4 protein-coding genes are annotated in these 5,446 nt (G+C 35.9%); 3 read left to right on the top strand and 1 reads right to left on the bottom strand.

The features are described from left to right. Positions 1–831: ISL3 family transposase (locus BN54_RS02475; protein ID WP_019205557.1), on the top strand; the 831-nt coding region annotated here is incomplete at its 5' end. Between the two features lie 418 nt (positions 832–1,249). Here the strand turns inward: BN54_RS02475 and BN54_RS02470 are convergent. Continuing rightward, entirely contained in the window at positions 1,250–2,776 is a 1,527-nt protein-coding gene (locus BN54_RS02470) for an ATP-binding protein (RefSeq protein ID WP_019205556.1), read from the bottom strand. Positions 2,777–3,671: 895 nt separating this feature from the next. Between BN54_RS02470 and BN54_RS02465 the strand changes: the two genes are divergently transcribed. After that, entirely contained in the window at positions 3,672–3,884 is a 213-nt protein-coding gene (locus BN54_RS02465) for a beta-1,6-N-acetylglucosaminyltransferase (RefSeq protein WP_155818241.1), read from the top strand. Positions 3,885–4,204: 320 nt separating this feature from the next. Then, positions 4,205–5,446, top strand: a 1,242-nt coding sequence (locus BN54_RS02460) for a protein kinase domain-containing protein (protein WP_019205554.1), incomplete at its 3' end; no start/stop codon positions are given.

Here is a 5,446-nt window from a genome sequence, read left to right as displayed (position 1 = left end):
CCCAAGCGTCATTGGCTGCCCGAAGTCCTAGCCCTCGATGACTTTAAAGCTGGTCGCTTTGCGACGAGTGGGATGAGTATGGCTTTGATGAATGGGGAAACCCATGAATTGATTGATGTGATTGAATCCCGTACCAATACTTGCTTGCGCAATTATTTCTATCGGTATGAGTATGCAGTCCGGGCCAAAGTTAAATTAATCGTGGTTGGTCTTTATCAACCTTATCGGTCTTTAATTCGAGATCTTTTTCTCAATGCCGCCATTGTCGCTGATCGCTATCACGTCGTGGTTCAAGCTTACCAAGCATTGAACCAGGTCCGTACCCAAACTATGAAGGCTTTGCCTTCTAAGGATAAGCTGGCCCGCGCTTTAAAACGCTACTGGCGTTTATTGGTTAAGGATGCGGCCAAACTCAACTGGCACGATTTTAAGCGGCGAACAGGTTTTGGTGGTGCCCAGTTGAATGAACGTGAAGTGATCGATCGGCTGACCGCTACGAGTGATGCGCTTAGTACGGCGTATGGTTACTACCAACAACTGTTGTGTGCCCTTCATTTTCAAAGTTCAGAAGTCTTGGCAGAGTTATTAAAAACCAAGTTGACAGCTTTACCTAAACCTTGTCAAAAGGCCCAACGTACGCTACGGAATCACCGTGAAGAAATCGAGCGTAGTTTTGAACAACCTTACAATAATGGCTCGTTAGAAGGGACAAACAACGTCATCAAAACGATCAAACGAGTTGCCTTTGGTTTCCGGAGCTTCCCCAATTTCCGGCTTCGAATTCTACTAGTCGCTAAATCACCATATTTTAACGTCAAAACAGCTGCCTGAAAAAAGGCAGCTGTGGGGGTAGACCAATTATTCTTCTAAAAGTTCATCAGTACCAGTTGACGAAGAACCGAAGTTCGGAGCGGCCGTTTTGGTGCACTAACGATGGCTGGTAGAAAGCGTTTGCTTATTTGGGAAGCTTTCAACACCAATGGAGTAGGTCGAAGTTAATGCCATTTGGTATATGTTCATTCAGACAGCTAAGCTAAATCACACCTTAAGGTACGTGAGTACTTAGAACGCTCCTATCAGCTTTCGCAAGGACTGAAAGACTAGTCTGGGAGGCCTATTTACCGTGGGCTCCAGAAATTCAACGTAAATTTGGAACTCAATAGACGCAAATAGCGCCCTGAAGTTGTCCTTCCTTCAAAGGATACTCCTGAGCGCTATTCTGTTAAAGACGGTTTGTTATGCCGTCTATTTAAATTTTATATCTATTTTGGACGCTAATACCCCAAAAAGGTATATAAGACACGAACTTTCTACCTGCTTTTTCGTCATATAGCTTAATCAGGTTGGCTTCCATTGCATTAGAAATCGCTTTAGAGATCAGTGAACTATCATTACTTGTTAAACCAAATCGCTGTCTTAAGGACGCATTATTTATTTGTTCATCATTTACATAATGTAAACATGCATTCCAATATATCGATTCGTTCTTTTCTGTTGGGGACATATCTTTAAACGACTTTTTATTATGGATAGTGACTTGCGTGGCATCTGTTCCTTTAGTCAAAATTTCTAGAGCTGGCAATTCATAGTTTTCTAATGATGCAACAACCTTATCAATACCTGTTCCTCGGGATTCTACTATTTTAAATTTTCCCAGTAAGTCAGCTAATTCTGTGTTTCTTGATCTTGGTGGGAAATCTAAAAACCGCATTGGATCAATCAAAGGAACTCCAGGGTTACTAAAGACGATCCTATTATCAAATATTTCTATCATCGGCCTCGTTCCATCAATAGTAAAATCTTGATGTGCAATCGTATTTGCTAATAATTCTCGAACGACCAATTCTGGAAATTGTGGAATATCGTTTCTAATACCACCAGTATAATTTTCAGAATAGGGAATATGTCGCATTATATTAATAATCATGTTATGAAAACCAACAATGACACCCATATTTCCAAATGCATCATATATCGCATTGTCAGTTTTATAATTACCAGCATATTTAGTAATTCTAACCGTTCTTCGCTTTAAATTTGGAAAGCAGCTCATATCTTTAGCTAAGGTATAAGCCCCTAAATTAGTAATATCAAAAGAGTTTCCAGAACTAACAATGATATTATCATTAATTAAACTTTGGATGATATCAGTTTCATGGATAATATCCATGCTTATAATTCTTTTGTAAAAATCTATATCTAGTAAATCCTGGATGTCTGAATATGAAACATTAGTTTTTGCAAACTCCATTTCAAATTTAGAAGACTCAAACGATTTCCAAATTTGCCTTTCTTTTTCTGGAAATTCGTTTAATGGTTTTAATGATGTTCCAGACCGAATATACTCAGTTCCCTTATATTTAATAGGCTGATTTATATGGGTTACATTAATAACCAAAACAACTAGTCTTTTCCCTTGAACGTCCTTAAATTCTTTCCACTCCAGTTGAATTTTAGGATTTATATTTACCTCAATATAAGTAATAAGTGGGTAATTGGAGTTTTTCATTCGCTTCTTATTGTCATCTTTTGGTAAAATTCGAGCTTTTGCTGTATATGGATCGAATGTTGTTCCAATTATCTTTTTTGTGATATCTTCGACTCCCCAGATTAAATAAGCGTTTGGGTTTAAAGAAGCAATTGCAGCATTTCCCAGTGCAGAAATATATTTACATATTTGACCGGTATTATTGAAATTAGATTTATATTCCACTATTTCTGATTCATTGGCACTTTGAATAAGTTCTAATAACACATCAGAAGTTAAATTTTCCATTCTATTTCTCCAGATTTTTCTTTTCTCAATTTAAACGCTTTTTCTCTAATTCCAATTATATCAAGCACTCCCTTTTTTCTCAATTAAATATTTTGTAGTGATACTTACAAGTGTAAGGACAATATAGCAGACTGAATGTTAGTAACAGCTGATTAAAATTGCGAGGTTCGTATTTTGTAACTTTAACGCAAGTACGGTATAACAGGCAGTATTCCAACATCGATTGAGACCTTCTATACTTAGGGAAATTTAACTATAGAAGGTCTTTGTTTATAGTTCATAAAATTGTCGGGACGGGGACGGGAATGACTAGAGTCTCTTCGTTAATGTCCAATAAGCGTCATAAGGCAAAAAAGCTATCTGATTTAATTGTCTTAATAAATTACGGTTAAGGCTCTGTCAAGGTGTGTGAGCCCTTAGAATATTAGTCGTTGCATGGACTGAAAAGCCGGTCTAGGAGGCTTATTAACCATGGACACTAGAAATCCAACAGGAGAGATTCAAATAGCGTTCCGAAAGCTCCTTTTTACGAAAATACTTCGGAGTGCTACTTCATCACAAATGATTTAGAGTTTCTTATTTTCGCAAATTTATTTTTATCATTAAACATTTATTTATTGAAAACAATAGACAAAGAAACCGACAAAAAGACTATTTCTTCGAGAAAAGTGATTTTAAAACTTGTTGAAAAAATAACGTTAATATATAATGAACGTATAAGGTGTTTAAGAGATACTAACTTAGTGATTTTTGAGATTCTTAGATTTAAGTTGAACGCTATTTATGTAGAAGAGTAAGTAGCGATTTATTTTGAAATCTGCCTGTTAGAAATCGTTACGTGAAATTGGGATCCAGAATGTTGGATTAAGTTCAGACTAATTTTAGATCGCGATTCATGCAACAAGGTATGGTTAAGGAAAATCATATGAAGCTATTTTTTGGCGCAAATTGGTTTAGTTTAACTGAAGACGCTATTAAATTTGTTCTGAATAATCAAAATCAAATTAATAGTCTTTTCAGAAGAGGAAGGAACGTGGATGGACTTTTTGTCCAAACAATATTAGCCAATGATGATGGCTTTAGAGAAAAAATGGTTGATTCTAGGTGATTTACGGACTGGTCTGCAAGAGGAGATCATCTTAAAATTCTAACGATGGTGACTTTGACGGTCTCTCTGAAAGTAGGATCTTCTTTGCCCGTACGTTTGACGGGAGCGTAGATAAGAAAGTTATCGATAGGGTAGTTTGTAATGTGAAAAGCGAAATGTAGGTATGAAATTGTATTAAGGATGGCTTAGGGATGATTAGCAAATAATCGTTTTATTTTGATCATAGGCAGTGATAGATTAGGTGATCTAAAATGACTTGGGTCGTATAGCCCAGCAAAACAATTACAAGAAAATTGAAATATTAGGAAGTGTTTAACATTATGGCATTAGAAGATAAATATACAAGATTAGATGACGTTGGTGAAGGAGGAAATGGAGTAGTATTTACAGTTCGGAGTAAAGAAACAAAAGAAGTTAATATAGCTAAGATTCTTAAAAGTAAGAAATCCAACAAGGATAATAAAATAGAGCGCTTTCGATTAGAAATTAAAACTTTGAAAAAATTGAAAGATCATAATATTGAGGGAATAATTCCAATTCTTGATTATAGTGATCCAGAACAAAGCGAAAACGATCTATGGTATGTTATGCCTAAAGCGGAAAGTTCTTGGGATTACCTCAATAAAGACGATAAACATACAGAAGATATAATCGATATGTTTATTGACTTGAGTAAAACCTTGATCGAAGTTCATGACTTAGAAATTTCTCATCGTGATATTAAACCAAAGAATATTTTGGTTTACAAAAATCGATTAGTTTTTTCGGATTTTGGTTTAGCTAAGGATGAAGAAGTAAACGAAGATTATACTGAAACCTCCAAAAGAGATTCTCAAAATTTAGGTGCTAAATTTACAATGGCGCCTGAAATGCGTCGCGAGCCTGGAAAGGCGAATCCCAAGAAGGCAGATGTATATTCGATGGCAAAAACACTATGGATGTTTCTGATGGGGAATGAATATGGCTTTGATGGACCATATGATTTTAAAGATCCCAAGATTAGTTTGAATGCTAAGTACAAGAAAAAACACTTGGTAGAACTGCATGAATTATTGATGTGGGCAACTAATAATGATCCGGATAAAAGACCAACTATGGAGGAATTTAAAGAATTGTTGGTCAAATGGAAAAAGGTTATAAACAATTTTGGATTAATTCAGTCGAGCGAGTGGAAATTTATTAGTAAGCAATTGTTCGTTGGAGACGCTCCAACAGAAGCAAGCTGGAGTGACCCGAAAGCGATAATTAATGTTTTGAATACCGCAAGTAGTGTGCCGGATTTAAACCATATGTTTTTTCCGAGTGTTGGGGGTCAAGATTTTGGTAGAGCTACAAAGGCAGTTCAAAGTGACTGGATCAAACTATATAATAATTCAAATCAGTGTTATTTGGTAAAGCCAAAACGACTATATTTGACTACTTTCGATCAACAATCAGACTGGAATTATTTTTTCCTTGAAACCGTACTCGACAAAGCAATTTATGAGGATAATGAATTTGGATTTGAACCGCTAATTGAATATGATAATGGAAAATATGAAAAAAGCTGGGATGCTGTGGGT

This window comes from Limosilactobacillus ingluviei str. Autruche 4 (assembly GCF_000312405.1).
In the GTDB taxonomy this organism is placed as follows: Bacteria; Bacillota; Bacilli; order Lactobacillales; family Lactobacillaceae; genus Limosilactobacillus; species Limosilactobacillus ingluviei.
Note: the sequence above shows the minus strand (reverse complement) of the source record. Positions and strands in the feature narration are given on the sequence as shown.